This is a genomic window from Hymenobacter coccineus (assembly GCF_001816125.1).
In the GTDB taxonomy this organism is placed as follows: domain Bacteria; phylum Bacteroidota; class Bacteroidia; order Cytophagales; family Hymenobacteraceae; genus Hymenobacter; species Hymenobacter coccineus.
Genome location: NZ_MDZA01000354.1, coordinates 13,414 through 32,078, shown reverse-complemented (window position 1 = coordinate 32,078; position 18,665 = coordinate 13,414). Strand labels below are relative to the sequence as shown.

The following is an 18,665-nucleotide window of genomic DNA, read 5'->3' as shown; positions in this document are numbered from 1 at the left end:
CTCGCCGGTAGTAGTAGTTACTACCGGCGAGGGGCCTCATTGCGTTGAGCCGGAAATTTTATTCTACTCAGTAGTGCTTAGCTACGCCGCTTCGTCGGCTGCCTCCGCTTCGGGGCGGGCTTCTACGCTGTTCTTTTCCACGATTTCGCGGGCCAGGTTGAGGTAGCTGATGCTGCCTTTGCTTTCGGCGTCGTGCATGATGGCGGGGATGCCGAAGCTGGGGGCCTCACTCAGCTTCACGTTGCGCGGGATGATGGTATCAAAGGCCAATTGCTGGAAGTGCATGCGCACTTCCTCCACCACTTGGTTGCTCAGGCGCAGGCGCACGTCGTACATCGTGAGCAGGATGCCCTCGATTTCCAGGTCCGTGTTCAGGCGGCTTTGGATGATTTTAATGGTGTTCAGCAGCTTGCCCAGGCCTTCGAGGGCGAAGTATTCGCACTGCACCGGGATGATGACCGAGTGCGCCGCCGTGAGGGCGTTGACGGTGATGAGGCCCAGTGAGGGCGAGCAGTCGATGATGATGAAGTCGTACTCCTCGGCCAGCGGGCGCAGGGCCTCCTTCATCTTGGCCTCGCGGTTGGGCAGGTTGATCATCTCCACCTCGGCGCCCACCAAGTCGATGTGGGAGGGCATGAGGTCGAGCTGCGGCAAGATGTTGGTGGGCAGGATGATGTCGCGGGCGTTGATGCCGTCGACCATGCACTCGTAGATGCTGTGCTGGATGTCCTTGGGGTCGTAGCCTACGCCCGAGGTGGCGTTGGCCTGCGGGTCGGCGTCCACGAGCAAGGTCCGGTAGTCGAGGGCGGCCAGCGAGGCCGCCAGGTTGATGGCCGAGGTGGTTTTGCCCACGCCGCCTTTCTGGTTAGCTACCGCGATAATTTTTCCCATGAGAAGTAACGGAATACGGAAGCGGCCGGGGCTGGAAAGATAGAAATAGGCCAATAAGGCTAGCAAAGCCGGCCCGGCCGGCCCGGCTTCCCCTTCTACAAAATAAGGCTAAAAAAAACGGATTCGCCAAGCCCGGGCGGGCCCGGCGAATCCGGCAAAGGGTTTTTGGGGCCCCAGGGCCCCGACGGCTACAGGGTTACCGTTTCGCCAATTTTTAGCAAGTGCAGCGCCTTGCCCGCGGCCGTGGCCTCGGCGAGGGCGGCGGCGTGGTCGATGACCAGCGGCGGGAACGTGTCGTAGTGCATGCCGATGATTTTTTGGGCCCCCACCCAGTCGGCCGCCACCAGCGCGTCGGTGAGGCCCATGGTGTAGTGGTCGCCGATGGGTAGCAGGGCAAAATCCAGCTTATGGCGCTCGCCGATGAGCTTGAGGTCGTAGGTAAGGGCCGTGTCGCCGGCGAAGTAGAACGTGGGGCCCTCGGTGGGGGTGATGACGAAGCCCATGGGCACGCCGCCGTAGGAGCCGTCGGGGAACGAACTGGAGTGGGCCGCCGCCACGCAGTGCACCGTGCCGAAGGGCAGCGCCACCTTGCCGCCCAGGTTGGTACCAATCACCTCAATGCCCTTGGCGCCGAAGTGGCCGGCCACCTCGGCAATGCCCAGGATGGTGGCGCCGGTGCGCTTGGCAATTTCTTCGGCGTCGGCGATGTGGTCGCCGTGGGCGTGCGAGAGCAGGATGTAGTCGGCCTCGATGGCGTCTACGTCAATGTCTTTGGCCAGCGGGTTGGGGCGAATGAACGGGTCGAACAGCACTTTGGTGGTGCCGATGGTGGCTAAGAAGGCCGAATGGCCCAGGTAGGTAAGCTGCATTGTTTTAACGGGGAGGAATTGGGGGTGTGGGAATAGGGGGAAGCGGTGCGAGGTAGCCCGTCCCGCTGGGGTACCGTTACCTTTGCCCGAACAAGCCAAGCTCATTTCTGTTCATATGCGGCGTTTTTGGGGCCCCTGGGCCGTATTTTTGGCCGGGGCCGGGGCCCTGGCGGGCTGCCAGGGCCCCGGCGCGGCGGCCCCCGACGAGCGCCGGGTGTTCCGCTACAACCAGCCCGAGGCCCTCACCTCGCTCGACCCCGCCTTTGCCCGCAACCAGGCCAACTCGTGGGCCGTGGCGCAGCTCTACAACGGGCTGATGGAGCTGGACTCGACGCTGACGCCAGTGCCAGCGCTGGCCCGGCGCTACCAAGTGTCGCCCGACGGCCTCACGTACACCTTCGTGCTGCGCAAGGGCGTGCGGTTTCATGGGAGTGAAGTTTTTGCGCGCCCAAAGATGTTCATTGACCCACCACCGAATTGGATAATCAAGCACCCGGTAGAATTTGCTGCTGGACCAGCGGGGCGCCCGGTTACGGCGGCCGATTTCGTGTACAGCTTCCAGCGGCTGCTGGATGCGAAAACCGCTTCGCCGGGCGGCTGGATTTTCCGGGGCAAGGTGCTGGAGCAGGCCGATGGGGACCCCAGCGACACCTGCTTCGTGGCCGTGAACGATTCCACGCTGCGCATTCACCTCCAAAAGCCGTTCATCCCGTTCCTGGGCATCCTCACCATGCCCTACACCTACGTGGTGCCCCGCGAGGCCGTGGCCAGGTACGGCAAGGATTTCCGCGAGCACCCGGTGGGCACGGGGCCCTTCCAGTTCCGGCTTTGGGACGAGGGCAACGTGCTGCTGTATAAGAAGAACACGCACTACTGGCGCCGCGACGCCCGGGGCCGCCAACTGCCCTACCTCGACGCGGTGGCCATCAGCTTTATTGCCGACCGCAAGACGGAATTCCTCACCTTCATGCAGGGCAAGCTCGATTTTCTGTCGGGCATCCGCGAGGGCTCGCGCGACTTGGTGATGAACCGCGACGGCACCGTGCGGGCCGATTTCCGGGGCAAGTTTGCGGTGCAGAAGGTGCCGTACTTGAACACCGAGTACCTGGGTATTCAGCTCGACAGCACCCACCTCACCGGCGAGCAGGCCGTGCAGGGCCGCGCCCTGCGCGACGTGCGCGTGCGCCAGGCCCTGGCCTGGGCCCTCAACAAGCCCGAGCTGACGGCCTACATGCTGAACCATGTGGGGCAGGCCGGCACATCGGGCTTCGTGCCAGCGGCGCTGCCCTCGTTTTCGCAAGCGCTGGTGCCGGGCTACGACTATCAGCCGGCCCGGGCGCGGGCGCTGCTGCGGGCCGCCGGCTGGGGCCCCCGCCGCCCGCTGCGCCTGCGCCTGAGCACGGTGGCCGAGCGTAAGGAAATCGGCGAGTACCTGCAAAAGCAGTGGGCCAACGTGGGCATTCAGGTGCAGGTGGACATCAACCAGTCGGCGGCCCAGCAGGAATTGGTGGACAACGGCCGGGCCGCCTTCTTCGCCAAGAGTTGGCTCGGCGACTACCCCGACGCGGAAAACTACTTGGCCCTGTTCTACAGCCCCAACTTCAGCCCCGCGGGCCCCGACAAAACCCACTTCAAAAGCGCCGCCTACGACCGCCTCTACGACCAGGCCATCCGCACCCAGGACGCGGCCCAGCGCACGGCCCTCTACCAGCAAATGGACCGCATCGTGGTGGCTGAGGTTCCTGTCATCAGCCTCTACTACGACGAGCTGATCCGCCTGAGCCAGAACAATGTGCGCGGTCTCAAAGCCAACCCGATGAACCAGCTGCTGTTGGAAGGCGTGTGGAAGCGCTGAACCGCAGATTAAGTGGATTTAACGGATAAGAACGGATTCCTTGGGACTAATTTAGGGGCCCTGGGCGGTGCGGGCTGCCGGCTTTTCGCCGGCTGCCCGCTAATCGTTGTGGCGGGGCAGGGCAGTTTGGGGCTCCCGGGGGACTGGTTCAACAATCCAGCGCTTCAACAGCTGCAACGATTACCGGGCAGCCGGCGAAAAGCCGGCAGCCCGGGCCAACCCACCCAAATCCCAACAAAAAAAGGCCACTCATCGAGTGGCCTTTTTGCTAACAGATAAGGGGCAATTACAATCCGTTCTTATCCGTTAAATCCACTTAATCTGCGGTTCAGACAGTTACGCTTTGCCCGGCTTTTTGGCCTGGGCTTCGCGCTCCTGCGAGGCCTTCATGGCCTCGGCGATGCGGGCCTGGAAGCCGGTGGGCTTCTTGTCCTTGTTCTTTACCTTGTTGGCTTCGAGCTGGGCGCGAATCTTGGTGTCGTCCACGAACGTTTTGGTGAGGGCTTGCTGGGCGAAGGTGATGACGTTCGACACGAAGTAGTACCAGGTGAGGCCCGCGGCGAAGCTGTTCAGCACGAACAGGAAGATGATGGGCATCAGGTAGCTGTAGAACTTCATGGGGCCCTGCATGGCGGTGTTTACCTGGTTGCTCTGCCAGGTCATCACCAGGGTGGAGGCCGTCATCATCAGCGTGAACATGGACACGTGGTCGCCGTACCACTTCACGAAGAAGGGCAGCTTGGCAAATACGTCGTAGCTGCTCAAGTCCTTGGCCCACAAGAACTGCTCTTGCCGCAGTTCAATGGCGTTGGGGAAGAACTGGAACATGGCGAACAGGATGGGCAGCGTGAGTAGCGTGGGCACGCAGCCGCTGAGCTGGCTTACTCCGAAGGTGGAGTAGATCTTCATCGTTTCCTGCTGCACTTTGGTGGCGTCGTCGCCAAACTTCTCCTTGATGGCGTCAATCTCCGGCTTCAGCACCTTCATGCGGGCCTGGCTCTCGTAGGTTTTGTACGTGAGAGGCCAGGTAACCAGCTTGATGAGCAGCACCAGCAGCGCGATGATGATGCCGTAGTTGCTGATGAACTGGGCCAGGAAGTGGAACACCGGCAGGATGATGAACTGGTTCACCCACCGGAACAGGCCCCAGCCCAGGTACACGTTGCGGTCGAAACCCGGGGTCACGGCCTTGAGCAAATTGAACTGGTTGGGCCCAAAGAAATAGCGAAACTTACCGCGGCCCTGCTCCACCTCGGCCACCGGCAGGGTGAGCGTGGTGCTCATGGTTTTGATGAACGTCGAGTCGTTCTCGTCGGGCACCGCCGTATTGAAGGTGCCGCCGCTGAAGGGCTGGCCGTCGGCGATGAGGCCGGCCACGAAGAAATCGTGCTTGTGGGCGGCCCACTTCACGGTGCCCTCGGCCTTGCTTTCCTCGGGCTTGTCGCTGGCCTCGGCTAGGGCGGTGTGGCTGCCATCGGCCGAGTAGTGGTTGATGGTGGAGTGGTTGCGGTTCTGCTTGCGGTCCTGTTCGGTCTGGCGCACCCGGTCGAGGAACGTGATGGTGAGCGGTTCCTGGGCCACGGTGCGCTCCAGGCCATTGAAGCGCAGGTCGTAGGCCAGTTCGTAGCTGTCGGCGGGCAGGCTGTAGGTCTGCACGATGGTGCCGCCGGCCACCGACGCCGTGAATCTCACGCGCTGGGCGGGGCCTGTGGTAGTCACGGCCGAAGGCTGAAAGTTGAGGTCCGAGAAGCGAATCGTCTTGCCGTCCACGGTGCGGAAGCGCGTGTCGAGGCGGGCGCTCTGGGCGTCAATCAGGTTGAGCGGCTTGCCGAAAAAGGTCTTGTACTTGTTCAGGCGCACGGCCGTCACGCGGCCCCCACGGGAGGAAAGCGTGATGGTGAGGTCGGCGTTTTGCAGCGTCACGGCCTGCACGGGGCCGGCGGCCGAGTCGAGGGGCGCGTCGGGGATGATGCCGCCGACCGGTACGGTGGCGATGGCCGCGGGAACCCCTGGGGTGGGCTTGGTGGCGGTGCGGGCGGCGGCCGTGGCGGCTTCTTGCTTTTTGGCTTTTTCAACGTCGGCCTGTTTGGGGCTGAAGAAGAACAAGTACACCAGAATCAGGGCCGATATGAGAAATAGGCCGGTGGCGGAATTTTTATCCATTAACGTAACTGTGAAACGATGCGCAAAGGTACGGCGGCGCCGATGGCGCGGGGCCCCAGTAAGTGTTTATAGATAGGCCGTCATGCTCATCTGGCGTCCGCGCAGCCGAAGCATCTCTCCCGCAGCAGTAAATAAATTACTCAGCGGGAGAGATGCTTCGGCTGCGCGGACGCCAGATGAGCATGACGGCCTAACGGCTTCTTGGCATGACGGCCTGGGGCCCCTAATATTCTGCCTACCCCTTGCGGTACTGCATGGCGGCCCGCACGAAGCGTACGAACAGCGGGTGGGGGTTCTCAACGGTGCTTTTCAGCTCGGGGTGGAACTGCCCGGCCACGAACCAGGGGTGCACGGCCTGGGGCAGCTCAATGATTTCGACCAGGCCGGTTTCGGGGTTGGTGCCCGAGGCTGACATGCCGGCGGCCTCGAACTGGGCCAGGTACTCGCCGTTGAACTCGAAGCGGTGGCGGTGCCGCTCGCTGATGTGCGTCTTGCCGTAGGCCTTGGCTGCGCGCGAGCCGCGCCGCAAATCGCAGGCGTAGGCCCCCAGGCGCATGGTGCCGCCCTTCTGGGTAATGTCCTTCTGCGACTCCATCATGGCGATGACGGGGTGCGGCGTGAGGGCGTCCATCTCGGTCGAGTTGGCGTCGGGCAGGCCCAGCACGTGGCGGGCGTACTCCACCACGGCCACCTGCATGCCCAGGCAGATGCCGAAGAACGGAATCCCGTGCTCGCGCACGTACTGCACGGCGGCAATCTTGCCCTCGAAGCCGCGCTCGCCGAAGCCCGGGGCCACCAGCACGGCGTCCACGCCGCGCAGGTTTTCGGCCACGTTTTCGGGCGTGAGGTGGTCGGACTGGATGCTGCGCACCTTCACCCGGCACTCGTTGAAGGCCCCGGCGTGCACGAACGATTCGTTGATGGACTTGTAGGCGTCGGGCAGCTCCACGTACTTGCCCACCAGGGCGATGGTGACCTCCTCGGTGGGATTTTTGAGGCGGCCCAGGAAGTCCTTCCAAACCTCCAGGTCGGGCAGCGGGGCCCCCCCGGTCAGCTTCAGGCGCTTAATCACGCGCTCGTCGAGCTGCTCCTTCAGCATCAGCAGCGGCACCGAGTAGATGGTGTCGGCGTCGAGGGCCTCAATAACGGAGTTGATTTTGACGTTGCAAAACAGCGCAATCTTGCGCCGCATGTCGGGCGGAATCGGGTGCTCGGAGCGGCAGACAAGGATGTCGGGCTGCAGGCCGGCCTCGCGCAGGTCGCGCACCGAGTGCTGCGTGGGCTTGGTTTTTAGCTCGCCGGCGGCGGCCAAATACGGCAGCAGCGTGAGGTGAATGACCAGCGAATCGTTGGGCGGCAGCTCCCAGCGCAGCTGGCGCACGGCCTCCACAAAGGGCAGGCTCTCGATGTCGCCGATGCAGCCGCCGATTTCGGTAATCACCACGTCGAATTCGCCGCCTTCGCCCAGCAGTAGCATCCGCCGCTTGATTTCGTCGGTGATGTGGGGCACCACCTGCACGGTTTTGCCGAGGAAGGCGCCCTCCCGCTCGCGCCGGATCACGGTGTCGTAGATGCGGCCCGTGGTGACGTTGTTCGCCTGCGAGGTGGGCCGGTTCAGGAACCGCTCGTAGTGGCCCAGGTCGAGGTCGGTTTCGGCGCCGTCGTCGGTCACGTAGCATTCGCCGTGCTCGTAGGGATTGAGCGTACCCGGGTCGATGTTGATGTACGGATCGAACTTCTGGATGGTGACTCGGAACCCTCTGGCCTGCAAGAGCTTGGCCAGCGAGGCGGAAATAATTCCTTTGCCGAGTGAAGAAGTAACGCCGCCGGTGACGAAAATAAATTTCGCGGCCGACGCTGGGGTGGGGGGGGTGGAGCGTTCAGGCATGACGGGGGACAAAGTTACAGTGCCGCCGCCAGCCGCCACCCTTGGGGCCCTAAAAGCCTTGCGCCGGGGCCCGCCGGTGGGGCCCCCAGCGCTAGCGAAAGTGCTGGCCATCTTGTTTATTGCTGCCCAATTACTTTCCTCCCGCACCGGTCCACCTTTTTCTTTCTTTCCTCCTGCCATTCCCCCGCATGAGCCTCTACCACCAGCCTTCCAACAAAATGCCGCTGAGCGGCGCCCTGCTTTTTTTAGTGGGCGGGGCCGCCGCCGCCGCGGTGCTGGCGCTGGTCTACATCTACGCCATCTGGTACATCCCCTTCATTTATATCAACGTCGTCCTGTGCGGGGGCTTTGGGCTGCTGCTGGGGGTGGCGCTGGCGCGGCTGGCGCGGGCCGGCAAGCTGCGCAGCCCGCGCGGCGTGGGGGCCCTGGCGGCCGTGGTGGCCCTGGGGGCCGTGTACCTGGAGTGGGGCGTGTACCTCACCATGCTTTTTGGCACTGAAACGCCCACCGCCGCCGCTGACTCAGATGTGGCGTCGAAGGTTGTCAGTTCGGCGGGGCTGAGTGTGGCCAGTACGTCGTTCAGCCCCAGCTTGTTTGCCACCATCCTGGCGGAGCCGGCGCACATGTGGAACGCCATGCGCCAAATCAACGAAACCGGCACCTGGTCGCTGAAAAGTGCCACGCCGTCGGGCCTGCTCCTGTGGGCCATTTGGCTGATTGAGGCCGCCATCATCGTGGGCGGCGCCTATTTGGTGGCGGTGGCGCAGGCTGGGGAGCCCTTTTCGGAGGCCACCGATACCTGGGCCGACGAGGAAACGCTGCCCCACCCCGTGGGCTACATTGCGCAGGCCGCCGAGGCCCGCCAGGCCTTTGAAACCGGCCAGTTCCACCTGCTCACGCCCCACGTAGCCGAAAACGAGCTCGACCAGTTTGCCTGCGTGCGGCTGCACCGGGCCCCCAACGACGACGCCTGCCAGTTCCTGACGCTAGAAAACGTAACCGTTAAGCGCGACAGAAAAGGCAAAATCACCCAAAAAACGGCCAACGTGGTGCAGCGCCTGGCCATTTCGCCCGCCGCCTACCAGGCCCTGAAAACGCAGTTTGGGGCCCCGCCGGCCGCCGGTCGGTAGGGCCCCCGCCACGCAATTGGTGGGGAAAGCCCTCTCATCCATTAATATGCTCTCCGCTGACCGTTAAGGCCATGGAAGGGTAGCTGTGCGCTGTACCCAAACCGTAATAAAGCTGAATTTACCAGTGCTTAAAGACTAGAATTATCAGTCTAAAAGATGCGCGGGCACCCTTTTGCGAACAAATTCTAGCGAGCGCACTTAGCATAGTAAACGAAGCTCGTCGGGAAAGCAACACCCGCAAGTTGTGTTCCGCCTGTGCGATGTCTTGCGGGTCGCCTTCAATGAGCGCGTCTTTATAATGTCCCCATGCGTGAATCACCTTATCGTACTGCCGTTTGATGAGGCCGCGCAGTTCACGGGTATTAGCGCGGGAATCTGCATTACCGCTTTTACCATTATGCAAATCGCTCAATAAATCTGCCGTGTTAACTGCCTTTTGATTTCCTAAATCACGAGCCTTAAATCCGGGATCCTCGCCAAATGGGGCCATATTGTAAATAATATCGCTCTCCACGTCGTCCGTGCAGGGGTCAAGCAGTCCGCCAGGTGGCAAACGACGCGGCCGCATCATATTAGCCTTGTGCGCGGCCGGATACAAATTAGTCCAGTCAAACACACGGGCCGGATTTTCATTGGCCGGCTCGAAATGGTCCACATCCATTTCCCAAGAAGCAATAAATTTTTGCTCCGTCAGATAGCATTTAGCGTGAAAATAAGTATCGAAAGCGTCCATTAAATCCGACGAGCGGTAACTCATCGGTTGTTTCGGCTGAGGCAGAGTTGGGTCGGCGGTGTACGCAGCGACTGCTGTTAGATAAGTTTGGACAGCGGGCGTGTTTAGCGCGGTAGGTGCAACAACGGGACGGGAAGTGCGAATCATAGCGCTGCTTATTCGAGGCCAATTAATTGTGCCTCCACTTCCAGTTGTAGCGTGGCCGACATATAGCGGCCCTTCTCAGCGAGCAAATCCAATAGCTGCTGGCTGGCCTGTGCGTGGTTGGGTAACCTCACAATGCGCTTGATGTCGGCGATGATTTCGTCGGCCACGTTAGAAAATTCGTTTTCGACTCCAAAGTGGTCCTGCATCAACTCTGAAAAGCTACTGCCAGCGGCTTCATCGCCCAACACATCGCCAGTGCTCAAATCAAATATCGTCGCTCCTTTGATACTTGACGCTACGGCTGGTGAGTGGGTTGCAACGATGAATTGCAAGTGTGGAAACATCCCCGTAAGCAACGGGAGAATCTGATACTGCATCTCTAGGTGTAAATGCGTTTCGGGTTCGTCTATGAAAACAAAGCCGCAAGGATCGTAGGCGTAATTATCAGCTTGTTTACGTAATAAATCAGTGCGCATCAACAACTCTGTTAGAATGCTTAGAAGAGATGAGAATCCCGCCGAAAGCTGGTTAAACGTAAATTGTTGACCATTAGATAAGCGAATATAAAATTCAAATTTCTCGCGTATAAATTCAAGTTTTAAAGCAGGGTCTTCAAATATTTTGGCTAATGTTGCTTCTAATTTGATAAAGAAATTTTCCTGTTGCTTGGCATCTTCTGCTTTGCCATCCATAGCATTGAAGACTTGAAATACCTTTTTATTAACAAGATATTGTTTAAATAGCTCAGCATAAGTTTGGCCAGACTTGTTTTGTAAAAGCTGTGTTTCTAGTTCGTCTTCACGTGTAACAGTAATAACTTCTTTAACTTCTATTTTACGACTCGCCTCAAAGAATACAACGATAATTTGATTTTTTATTTCAACAAATTCATTTCCTTGAAACAAATTATTATTTTCCTTGCTAAATATTGCTTCTATTTGATTCCATTTATCAATTTCTGATTGTACGCTACCGCCATTGCGAATTTTTCCGCTTTCAATATCTGCCTGTATCTGCTTATATCTAGCTATATGATCTTTGAATGATCCACCATTTATGCCATACACGGTATCAAATAATCGATGTAAAAAAGTGGTTTTCCCTGAGCCATTTTTTCCAGTTATAATGAAATGTTTAACTTTTTCTCCAACATTAAATATTGTTGTAGTTAGATTCTTGTGTCCGAAAAAATCGTTGATAATAACCTGTTGTAAGTAAGGAAAATTAGTGGAGTGGGTCATGGTTGTATTCAATACTAGCGGCGGTAATCGTAATCTTGGCGCGAGGCTATTGGATCATTAGGCTTCACGCGAAGATAAAGCTTTAGATGCCTCATTAGCCATTTCTACCCGGGGGCCATGCCCAGCAAAAAATCCCCGCCCCGCAACTATTGCGTAAATTGGGGCCCGTGTTGCTTCGTTCCTTCTACTTCCTGAGCTTGCTGGCGCTGGGCGCCACCCAGCTCACCGCCTGCGCCCAGGCCCCCCCCGACCAAACGCCCGCCGTGGCCCCGCCGCCCGGCGCCGAAAAGCTGCCCTGGCTGCGCAACCTGCTCGACAGCTCGGCCGTGCTGCGGCCCCACGCCGTGGCCCTGGTGCTGGCCGACGCCGCCACCGGCGAGCCGCTCTTTGCCCAAAACGAAGCGAAATACTTCACGCCGGCCAGCAACATGAAGCTGTTCAGCCTCTACGCCGGCCTGAAATTGCTGCCCGACTCGCTGCCCAGCCTGCGCTACTTCAGCCGCGGCGACACGCTGTTTTTCCAGGGCACTGGCGACCCCACCTTTCTGCACGGCGACGTGCCCAGCCGCCGCGCCTTCGCGTTTTTGCAAAACGCGCCCGGCCTGCTCGCCAGCTGCGACATTGCCTGCGCCACGCCCTACGGCCCCGGCTGGCCCTGGGACGATTTTGGCTACTACTTCCAGCCCGAGCGCACGGCGTTTCCGATTTATGGCAACACCGTGCGCTTTTATGCCACGCCGCCCGTGGGCCGGGTGCCCAGCCGGCTGCGCGTGCGGCCCCAGTCTTTTGCGCCGCTCACGGGGCCCGTGCCGGCCGCGCTGCGCACACCGAATATTGACAAGGACACCCACGTAATCAGGGCCCTGGACGAGAACCGCTTCTACGTGGTGGCGCCGTTCAATAAGCGGTGGATCGACGAGGTGCCGTTCCGCACCAGCCGCGCCTTCATGCTGCGCCTGCTCGGCGACACGCTGCGGCGGCCGCTAATAGGGGCCCCCTGGCGCCCGCGCCCCACCGACGTGGTGCACACCCTGCGCGGCCTGCCCGTGGACAGCCTCTACCGCCGGATGCTGCGCGTGAGCGACAACTTCTTGGCTGAGCAGCTTTTGCTGATGGCCAGCACCACCGTGGGCCTGCACGATTCGCTCAGCACCCAGCGCGTGATTCGGTACGTGCGCAAGCAGTACCTCGGCACCCTGCCCGACCCCGTGGCCTGGGCCGATGGCTCGGGCCTCTCGCGCCTAAACCTCGTCACGCCCCGCACCCTGGAAGCGCTGCTGCTCCAGCTGCACAAGGAGGTGCCCGAGCCCCGCCTGTTGAGCCTGCTGGCCGCCGGTGGGCGCCAGGGCACGCTGCGCAAGCGCTACCACGACGCCCAGGGCCCCTGGGTGTGGGGCAAAACTGGCTCGCTCTCCAACAACACCAACCTGAGCGGCTACCTGCGCACCAAGAGCGGCCGCCTGCTGGCCTTCACCTTCCTCAACAACAACCACATAGCCGACAGCGGCGATATCCGCAACGAGATGGAGCGCGTGCTGCGCCAAGTGCGGGCGCGGCTGTAGGCAGGGCCCCCAGGGGCGGCAGTGGTGCTTGCCCGACCGCCGATCCCCTGGGGTCCCGCTCCCGCTGCTACCCCGCCAGGGGCCCCCGCAGCTCGGGCGCTCGGCGCAGCTTGGTGGCTTGCTCGTAGGCGTAGCCCAGGCCCAGCAGGGGCCCCTCGGCCCAGGCGGGGCCCATCAGCGACAGGCCCACCGGCAGGCCGTGCGCCTGGCCCATGGGCACGGTGAGGTGCGGGTAGCCGCTCATGGCCGCGGGCGACGAAAAATCGAGGCCCGACGAGTAGTCGCCGTTCACCAAATCGATGCAGCCCGCGGGGCCGGTGGTGATGCCGATGATGGCGTCGAGCTTATTGGCCTGCAAGAGGTTGTCCACGATTTTGCGGGCGCCGCCTTGCGAGCGGGCCAGGGCCGCGCGGTAGGTGGGGCTGGCCAGGCCGTCAGTTTTCTGGGCCAGTTCCAAGGTTTCCTGCTGGAAGAACGGCATGGCCTGCGCGGCGTGCTGAGTGTTGAAGGCGATGACGTCGGCCAGGGACTTGACCGGGGCCCCCGCCCCGGCCAGGTAGGCGTTCACCCCGGCCTTGAACTCGTAGAGCAGCACTTGAAATTCGGCCTCCCCCAGGGCCCCGATGGGCTTGGCCACCTCTACTTCAACCACCGTAGCGCCCTGCGCTTTCAAGGCCGCAATGGCCTGCTGCATGAGCGCAATGGCGGGCGAGGTACCGGTGAGGTGCGACTTCTCTACGCCCAGGCGCTTGCCTTTCAACGCACTTGCGTCCAAGTACTTGGTGTAGTCGGCCTGGGCGTGGGCAGTGCTGCCTTTGGTGGCCGCGTCGGCGGGGTCTTCGCCCACCAGGGCCCCCAGCAGCAGGGCGGCGTCGCGCACGGTGCGGGCCATGGGGCCGGCCGTGTCCTGAGTAGCCGAGATGGGGATGATGCCCGCGCGGCTGAGCAGCCCCACGGTGGGCTTGAGGCCCACGAGGCCGTTCACCGAGCTGGGCGACACCACCGAGCCGTCGGTTTCGGTGCCGATGGCCACGGCGCACAAGTTGGCCGCCACCGCCGACCCCGAGCCGGCGCTGGAGCCGCTGGGCGTGCGGTCGAGCACGTAGGGGTTTTTGGTTTGGCCGCCGCGGCTGCTCCAGCCACTGGTCGAGCGCGACGACCGGAAGTTGGCCCACTCGCTGAGGTTGGTTTTGCCCAGCACTACGGCTCCGGCGGCCCGCAATTGCTTCACAATGAAGGCATCCTGCGCGGCCTTGTGGCCGGCCAGGGCCAGCGCACCGGCGGTGGTTTGCTGCTGGTCACCGGTGTCGATGTTGTCTTTGAGGAGCACCGGGATGCCGTGCAGGGGCCCCCGCACCTTGCCGGCCTTGCGCTCGGCGTCGAGCGCATCGGCCAGTTTCAGGGCGTCGGGGTTGGTTTCGATGACGGCGCGCAGGTTGGGGCCCTGGGTGTTCAGCGCCGCGATGCGCTTCAGGTACAGCTCGCACAGGGCCCGGGCGGTGTACTTGCCGGCCTGCATGTGCTGCTGCAAGTCGGCCACGGTGGCCTCGTGCAGCGCAAAAGCGGCGGGGCTGGGCGAGCCGGCGGCGCCCGTGGCAGCGCCCGCGGCGGGCGCATCGGCGGGGGCCCCGCCGGGGGTGCACTGGGCCAGCGAGAACGTGGTGAGGGCGGCACCGGCCAGCGTGCCGGTGCGGAGGAAAAAGCGGCGGTTCATGGGCGAAGGGATTGGGGCGGCAAGGTAGCGCGGAGGCGCCACCGGGGCCCGGGGGTGCCCGCGCCGCCCGTCGCTTTTCGCCGAAACTTTGCCGGTATTCCTGCCCAGGACCGCGGCCCTGGCCGCCACGGGGCCCTACCTGGTGGCGGCCGCTACCTTTGCGGCCCCTACCACTTCCCTCACCCGAATCGCTATGACTACCCCCCGCATTCGTCAGTTGCGCCGCGACAAAACGCTTTTTAACATGGCCATGAACGCCGTTCGGCTGCACTTGGAGGAAGCCGACCGTATGAACCAGCAGCCGCAGCTGCGCGAGGCCCCCGACGCCGAGCTACAACTCATTCAGTACAGCATCGATCAGTGGGCCGGCTTGGGCGCGGGCTACATCATGCGCAAGTTTCGGTGCCCCATGCCCCAGGCGTTGCAACTACTGGGCGAGTTGCAGGGCGAGCTAAAAATGAACGTTCCGGTAGCCGAGCTACGGCAGGTGCCGTTTACGCAATCCCTGGCCTTGCCGCCCGCGTTTGGTGCTGCCCCGCCGCCGGTAGCGGCGGCCGAATAGGGCCGGTACTTAGCTACCCAGCCGGGCCAGCGCAGCGGGTGCCGTGAGCACCGGCAGGGCCCCAGCCGCAAACCCCTTGGGGTCGCGGGTGACGATGGCTTCGATGGCGGGCACGGCGCGGGCGGCGCAGTATTGCAGGCCGTCCTCAAAATCGGCGAAGCCAAGTGCGAGGGCAGCTTTGATGACGGGGGCCGTCAAGGGGATGATATTGACGGAGGCAGCCAATTCCTTCAGCACGAGGATGCGCTCGGCGGGCGGGTTGGTTTTGCGCAAGGTGTAATAGCTGTGGCTGAACGATAAAGCCGCCGCGTACACCACAACTCGCCCTTCCTCAGCAGCCACGAACAGCTGGCGGGCCGCAGGGCCAAAACCATCGCGCTGAAGGATAAAATCGAGCAGTACGTTGGTGTCCAGAAAGAAATGCCTCATAAGCCGTGTTGCTCAGCTCTGCCTTCTTCCAGCTCCTGTTTATAGTCAAAATCGGCCGGGGCTTTCAGTGAGCCATACAGCCGTTGAACGGCAGTAAGCGATGGCCGCACCAGCGCTGGTACGGCAGGTTCGGCTGGCCGCACGGCGGCTTGCAGCAGCCCGGCCACTAGCTTGTCCAGCTCCTGGCCGTGCTGGCGGGCGTAGTCCTGGGCGGCTTGCAGCAGGTCGTCGTCGAGGGTGATGGTGAGCTGGGACATGGCAGACGGGGTTTTAAGCAAGATAACGACCAGGGCGGCGCGTTAGTTTACCACTGGTTCAAGTAGTCAGCCAAAAGTAAACGCCCGTCTAATTGCTAGCAAAGTATTGTTAATCAGCAAAAAAGATAATAGCTAACAGCCAATAGCTAACAGTTGATTAGTACAGCACCCGGAACTTAATGGTGTGCTCCACGGCGCGCAGGGCCTGAATCACGTCCTGGTCGTACTCGCGGTTGATGTCGGTGATGACGTAGCCGATGTGCTCGTTGGTTTTCAGGTACTGGCCCAGAATGTTGACGTGGTGCTGGGCCAGCACGTTGTTGATGTTGGCCAGCACGCCGGGCACGTTGGCGTGGATGTGGATGAGGCGGTGGGCCTGCTGCACCGGCAGCTGGATGTTGGGGAAGTTGACGCTCTGCTGGGTGTTGCCGGTGTTGATGTACTCCATGATGCGCTCGGGCACAAACTCGGCGATGTTGCGCTGGGCCTCGGCCGTACTGCCGCCGATGTGGGGCGTGAGCAGCACGTTGGGCAGGCCACGCAGCTCGCTTTCGAAAGCCTCGGCGTTGGTTTTGGGCTCGTGCGGAAACACGTCGACGGCCGCGCCGCCGAGGTGGCCGCTGCGCAGGGCGGCGGCCAGGGCGGGCACGTCCACCACGTGGCCGCGGGCGTTGTTGAGGAACAGGGCCCCCGGCTTCATCAAGGCAAGCTGCGGGGCCCCGAAGAAGTCCTGGTTCTCGGGGCGGCCGTCGATGTGCAGCGTCACCACGTCGGCCTGGGGCAGCAGCTCCTCCAGGGTTTTGCACTTCACGGCGTTGCCCAGCTGGAGCTTTTCAGCCACGTCATAGTACAGCACCTTCATGCCAATGGCCTCGGCCACCACCGAGAGCTGCGAGCCGATGTTGCCGTAGCCGATGATGCCCAGCGTTTTGCCCCGAATCTCGAACGAGCCGCCGGCCGACTTGTCCCACTCGCCGGCGTGCATCTTGGGGTTTCTCACCGGGATGCGGCGGGCCAGCATGATGATTTCGCCCAGCGCCAGCTCCACCACCGAACGGGTGTTGCTGAAGGGCGCGTTGAACACGGCCACGCCCTTTTTCATGGCCCCGGCCAGGTCAATCTGGTTGGTGCCGATGCAGAAGGCGCCGATGCCGATGAGGCGGTTGGCGGCGTCGAGCACGGCTTGGGTCACCTGCGTTTTCGAGCGGATGCCCAGCAGGCTCACGCCCTCGATGCGGGCAATTAGCTCGGCCTCGTCCAGGGCCCCCTTCACTTCCTCCACCTGGTAGCCCTCGGCGCGGAAGAGCTCGGCGGCGCGGGCGTCGGGGTTTTCAAGCAGCAGCACCTTGATGCGGTTTTTGGGGTAGCTCAGCGTCATGGGTAGTTTCAGTTGGTATAAAAACTCGTCAAAAGTGGGCAGCACCTCGTCGGCGCGGGCCACCACGGTGGGGCGGCTCACGTTTTCGGTGTAGGCGTAGAAACGGGCGGCCAGCCCGGCCTCCCGAATCTGGTAGTCGGTGTAGCCGTCGCCCACCACGTACACGGGCCCGTCGAGCTGCAAGTCCTTCAGCTGCTGAATCTTGCCGCCGTCGCGGCTCAGCACGTTGGCCGCGTCGCAGCCGGTAATGTGGCCCTCGTCGTCGAACGTGAACGTGTTGGCCAGCACGTGGCCGGCCGGGATGCCGAACTCGGCCACCACCGGCTCGATGAACTCGCGGAAGCCGCTACTCACCACGTAGATGCGGTCGGCGTGCTGCCGGAAGAAGTCGCCGTTGCGGCGGATGCTCTCGCTCACCTTGCCGTGCAGCCGCGCCACCAGGGCCCCCAGGTGCTGCCGGTGGGCCCCCAGCAGCGCCAGCCGCTGCGCCAGCGACTCCTGAAACCCGATTTCGCCCGCCATGCCCCGGTCCGTCAGGGCCCTGATCTGGGCCACGCGCTCGGCCTGGTCGGGCTGGCCTTGCAGGGCAATGTCGGCCAATTCATCGAGGCCTTCGACCTGGGTAAACGTGCTGTCAAAATCGAAAACGAGGTAGGGCAGGGGAGCGTCGGCGTCGGGCATGGGTGCAAATATGCGGCCGCCGGTATCTTGCCGGGGCACTGCCAACCCAAGTATTTCGTGAAACTCGGATTTCTGTTGCTGCTGCCGCTACTCGCGGGGCCCCCAGCCAGCGGCCCAGCCGCCGTACGGGTCACGTTCAAATCGTTAACAAAATCGGCCTATTTGCAGGCGAAAAAAGGCTGCGTTACAGCCAAGCCGCGCGTTACGTTTCCGCTCAAGAAGGAGCAAGGGCTTATTGTTATCCCAACGGCGAAGGGTCAAAAAACCTATCAGGACAAAAGCCTGGGAACAGATAACGACGACCAAGCCCAATTTGAGTACGCGGGGTTTACGCCGCAATTCGGCTACCACATTGTCATCGCTCAGTTATGGGAGCGCACGCAGACCTTTTTGGTCGACGAAAGTGGTAAACAGCTAGAATTTTATGACAACCCGCAGTATTCACCGGATATGAAAAGCTTCGTTGTGGTATCCAGCGGGCTTGAATATGCAGTTTATCCCAACGTCACTCGCCTCTTCCGCTTTAAGAACCGCGCTTGGCAGGAAATCTGGTCAATAACACCTAAAGCCTGGGAGCCGTCCCAAATCTGCTGGACTTCGCCCACTACGCTCTTGCTAAGCAGGAAGATGTGGACGGGAAAAAGTCCCGGAAACACGTTCACCCACGCCGAAATGGTTATTAATTAGGAGACCAGGCTCCGACTACAACCACTTACAAAAGCAAAAGCGCGGCCTTATTAAGACCGCGCCACTGCCTGGGCTACGACGAGTAAAAAGCATTGGTTACCTCGCCCGCCGTGGGTTCGCTACCTAGGGCCCAGCGCAGGGCCGCGGCCTTTTCGGCGGTGGGGAAGTGCTTCACTTCGGCGGGGGTGAAGGCGCCGGTGAGCGCGGCGGCCGCCTGGAGCAGCAGGCTGTCGTCGCTGACCACGGCGGCCCGGTTGAAATCGTTGAAGTGCTTGATGTCCTGCCAGAACTCCTCCCACATGGCGGGCAGGGTCACGGCGTCCATGTCGCCGATTTCGAGGTACACGTTCACCTTGTCCCAGCGCTGCACTTTCTGGGTGAGCGTGGGCACTACGGCAGCGTAGTCGGCCTTGCTGAGCTGGCCAGCCATGGTGAAGCTCAGTAAATTCTGGTCTGGGTAATCAACGGCTTTGAACAT

Annotated in this window: 16 protein-coding genes; 5 read left to right on the top strand and 11 right to left on the bottom strand. The window is 61.8% G+C overall.

The features are described 5' to 3' along the window. Positions 1-81: 81 nt before the first annotated feature. The gene (locus BEN49_RS17440) at positions 82-891 is read right to left on the bottom strand and encodes a ParA family protein (protein WP_070745662.1); all 810 of its coding nucleotides are present in this window, start codon (positions 889-891) and stop codon (positions 82-84) included. 188 nt (positions 892-1,079) lie between these two features. Then, the gene (locus BEN49_RS17435; protein ID WP_070745660.1) at positions 1,080-1,760 is read right to left on the bottom strand and encodes a metal-dependent hydrolase; all 681 of its coding nucleotides are present in this window, start codon (positions 1,758-1,760) and stop codon (positions 1,080-1,082) included. A gap of 115 nt (positions 1,761-1,875) precedes the next feature. Between BEN49_RS17435 and BEN49_RS17430 the strand changes: the two genes are divergently transcribed. Beyond that, a complete protein-coding gene (locus tag BEN49_RS17430; protein ID WP_070745658.1) occupies positions 1,876-3,615 on the top strand; it encodes an ABC transporter substrate-binding protein in 1,740 nt (579 codons plus the stop codon). Between the two features lie 336 nt (positions 3,616-3,951). Here the strand turns inward: BEN49_RS17430 and yidC are convergent, their stop codons facing one another. After that, positions 3,952-5,778, bottom strand: a complete 1,827-nt coding sequence (gene yidC / locus BEN49_RS17425) for a membrane protein insertase YidC (protein ID WP_070745656.1) — start codon at positions 5,776-5,778, stop codon at positions 3,952-3,954. Between the two features lie 235 nt (positions 5,779-6,013). Next, complete coding sequence (gene pyrG / locus BEN49_RS17420) at positions 6,014-7,666, bottom strand: CTP synthase (protein ID WP_070745652.1); 1,653 nt, start codon at positions 7,664-7,666, stop codon at positions 6,014-6,016. A gap of 188 nt (positions 7,667-7,854) precedes the next feature. Here pyrG and BEN49_RS17415 point away from each other — a divergent pair, with 188 nt between their 5' ends. Continuing rightward, positions 7,855-8,796, top strand: a complete 942-nt coding sequence (locus BEN49_RS17415; RefSeq protein ID WP_070745650.1) for a hypothetical protein — start codon at positions 7,855-7,857, stop codon at positions 8,794-8,796. 118 nt (positions 8,797-8,914) lie between these two features. On the opposite strand, the gene BEN49_RS17410 is transcribed toward BEN49_RS17415, so the two are convergent. Beyond that, entirely contained in the window at positions 8,915-9,676 is a 762-nt protein-coding gene (locus BEN49_RS17410; RefSeq protein WP_125916980.1) for an HNH endonuclease family protein, read from the bottom strand. Positions 9,677-9,684: 8 nt separating this feature from the next. After that, positions 9,685-10,917 (bottom strand): AAA family ATPase, encoded by a 1,233-nt coding sequence (locus BEN49_RS25900; RefSeq protein ID WP_083326208.1) that lies wholly within the window; start codon positions 10,915-10,917, stop codon positions 9,685-9,687. A 167-nt stretch (positions 10,918-11,084) separates the two neighbouring features. On the opposite strand from BEN49_RS25900, the gene BEN49_RS17400 reads away from it, so the two are divergent. Beyond that, positions 11,085-12,479: a D-alanyl-D-alanine carboxypeptidase/D-alanyl-D-alanine-endopeptidase gene (locus tag BEN49_RS17400; RefSeq protein ID WP_083326207.1), complete on the top strand. Its 1,395-nt coding sequence runs from the start codon at positions 11,085-11,087 to the stop codon at positions 12,477-12,479. Positions 12,480-12,546: 67 nt separating this feature from the next. On the opposite strand, the gene BEN49_RS17395 is transcribed toward BEN49_RS17400, so the two are convergent. Then, positions 12,547-14,193, bottom strand: coding sequence for an amidase (locus tag BEN49_RS17395; RefSeq protein WP_070745643.1), 1,647 nt, complete (start codon positions 14,191-14,193; stop codon positions 12,547-12,549). Positions 14,194-14,281: 88 nt separating this feature from the next. On the opposite strand from BEN49_RS17395, the gene BEN49_RS17390 reads away from it, so the two are divergent. Continuing rightward, on the top strand, positions 14,282-14,755 hold the full coding sequence (locus tag BEN49_RS17390; protein WP_070745641.1) for a hypothetical protein: 474 nt from the start codon (positions 14,282-14,284) through the stop codon (positions 14,753-14,755). A gap of 9 nt (positions 14,756-14,764) precedes the next feature. On the opposite strand, the gene BEN49_RS17385 is transcribed toward BEN49_RS17390, so the two are convergent. The 3 genes from BEN49_RS17385 to serA form a co-directional block, all read right to left on the bottom strand. Then, positions 14,765-15,184: a type II toxin-antitoxin system VapC family toxin gene (locus BEN49_RS17385; RefSeq protein ID WP_070745639.1), complete on the bottom strand. Its 420-nt coding sequence runs from the start codon at positions 15,182-15,184 to the stop codon at positions 14,765-14,767. Beyond that, on the bottom strand, positions 15,181-15,441 hold the full coding sequence (locus tag BEN49_RS17380; protein ID WP_070745637.1) for a DUF6364 family protein: 261 nt from the start codon (positions 15,439-15,441) through the stop codon (positions 15,181-15,183). The genes BEN49_RS17385 and BEN49_RS17380 overlap by 4 nt, the downstream gene beginning before the upstream one ends. 157 nt (positions 15,442-15,598) lie before the next feature. Continuing rightward, positions 15,599-17,500 carry a phosphoglycerate dehydrogenase gene (gene serA, locus BEN49_RS17375; protein ID WP_070745635.1) on the bottom strand — a complete coding sequence of 634 codons (1,902 nt, stop codon included), beginning with the start codon at positions 17,498-17,500 and terminating at the stop codon, positions 15,599-15,601. Between the two features lie 57 nt (positions 17,501-17,557). Between serA and BEN49_RS17370 the strand changes: the two genes are divergently transcribed. Then, positions 17,558-18,187, top strand: coding sequence for a hypothetical protein (locus tag BEN49_RS17370; RefSeq protein ID WP_070745633.1), 630 nt, complete (start codon positions 17,558-17,560; stop codon positions 18,185-18,187). Positions 18,188-18,260: 73 nt separating this feature from the next. On the opposite strand, the gene BEN49_RS17365 is transcribed toward BEN49_RS17370, so the two are convergent. After that, complete coding sequence (locus tag BEN49_RS17365) at positions 18,261-18,665, bottom strand: SpoIIAA family protein (RefSeq protein WP_070745631.1); 405 nt, start codon at positions 18,663-18,665, stop codon at positions 18,261-18,263.